Below are 1,574 nucleotides of genomic sequence, written 5' to 3'. Positions count from 1 at the left end.
GTGCAGGTAATGTGACCTTATATGCGAAGTGGACAGAGGATCCAAAGTATACGGTGACATACGATGGCAATGGTAAAACCGGCGGAATTGTACCGGTTGATGGTTTAACGTACTACAGCGGTGGCTCTGTAACGGTTCTTAGCAACACGGGTACCCTTGTGAAAATGTACAGTACGTTTGCAGGCTGGAACACCTTAGCGGATGGCACTGGTACGGACTATGCGCCCTCTGCGACGCTCACTATGGGTGCGGGCAATGTAACCTTGTATGCGAAGTGGATAGCGAATCCACTCTATAATGTAACCTATGATGCAAATGGTTCAACGGGTGGAGCAATTCCAACCGATCTTGCTTCATATTATGAAGGAGACCCTGTAAACGTTCTCGGGAACACAGGCACACTTGTAAAGACAAATAACACCTTTGCAGGCTGGAATACTGCTTCAGATGGGACAGGTACAAATTATGCACCAGCTGCAACGTTTAACATGGGTGCAGGGAATGTGACCTTATATGCGAAGTGGACAGAGGATCCAAAGTATACGGTGACATACGATGGCAATGGTAAAACCGGCGGGAATGTGCCGGTGGATGGTTTAACGTACTACAGTGGTGGCTCGGTAACGGTTCTTAGCAACACGGGTACCCTTGTGAAAATGTATAGTACGTTTGCAGGCTGGAACACCTCAGCGGATGGCACTGGTACAGACTATGCACCAGCTGCAACTTTTAACATGGGTGCAGGTAATGTGACCTTATATGCGAAGTGGATAGCGAATCCACTCTATAATGTAACCTATGATGCAAATGGTTCAACGGGTGGAGCAATTCCAACCGATCTTGCTTCATATTATGAAGGAGCCCCTGTAAACGTTCTCGGGAACACAGGTACACTTGTAAAGACAAATTACACCTTTGCAGGCTGGAATACAGCTTCAGATGGCACGGGTACGGATTATGCACCTGCAGCGACCTTTGCAATGGGTGCAGGTAATGTGACCTTATATGCGAAGTGGACAGAGGATCCGCCTTCACCGTCAACTTATACTGTAACATATAATGGCAATGCTTCAACTTCAGGAAGTGTACCGGTAGATAGTAGCGCTTATCAAAATGGCAATATAGTAACCGTTCTCGGCAATTCAGGTTCTCTTACAAAAACAAATTACACTTTTGCAGGCTGGAATACAGCTTCGGATGGCACTGGTACAGACTATGCACCCGCAGCGACTTTTGCGATAGGCCCTAATAATGTGATCTTATATGCGAAGTGGACTGCTAATCCGCCTTCACCGTCAACTTACACGGTTGCCTATAGTGGCAATGGCTCAACTTCTGGCAATGTCCCAGTAGATAGTAACGCGTATCTTATAGGTGATACCGTGACGGTTTCAAGTACCACAGGCAGTATGATAAAAGCAGGACATACTTTTGTGAATTGGAATACGGTATCGGACGGCACGGGCACAAGCTATGCACCATCGTCAACATTTGTCATGGGATCCAATAATGTCATACTCTACGCTCAGTGGAAGTTGGATTCAACTTTTAAAGTCATCTACAATGGCAATTGA

Annotated in this window: 1 protein-coding gene; it reads left to right on the top strand. The window is 46.3% G+C overall.

Translation table 11 applies throughout. The annotated features are described in order from the left end of the window. Positions 1-1,574: InlB B-repeat-containing protein (locus F3D3_RS23140; RefSeq protein WP_175438486.1), on the top strand; the 1,574-nt coding region annotated here is incomplete at its 5' end.

It is taken from the genome of Fusibacter sp. 3D3, from assembly GCF_001748365.1.
GTDB lineage: Bacteria > Bacillota > Clostridia > Peptostreptococcales > Acidaminobacteraceae > Fusibacter_A.
Note: the sequence above shows the minus strand (reverse complement) of the source record. Positions and strands in the feature narration are given on the sequence as shown.